Below are 248 nucleotides of genomic sequence, written 5' to 3'. Positions count from 1 at the left end.
CCGGCTGCGATCGGTCTGATCGTCCTGACCATGACCCCGGCGCATCGCGGACGGGGCATCGCCTTCTTCACCGCCGGCGCCTCGCTGGGGCGGGGGGTGGCGATGATCGGGGGCGGGGGGCTGCTCGCGCTGTTCGCGGCGCTGGCCCCGCAAACCGGGATCGCGCCGTGGCGGCTGGTGCTGATCGTCGCGGGGCTGCTGGCGCTGCCCTTCAGCCTGACTTTGTATATCTGGCGGGAACCGGTGCG

The 248-nt window shown here is 72.6% G+C and carries 1 protein-coding gene; it reads left to right on the top strand.

Annotated elements, in window-relative coordinates:
* Positions 1–248 (top strand): hypothetical protein (locus AC3II9_RS22250; RefSeq protein WP_489158924.1); only part of this gene is annotated, 248 nt, incomplete at both ends.

The sequence above is a fragment of the Lysinibacillus sp. RU7 genome, assembly GCF_057837305.1.
This window is presented reverse-complemented; position numbering and strand designations above follow the sequence as displayed.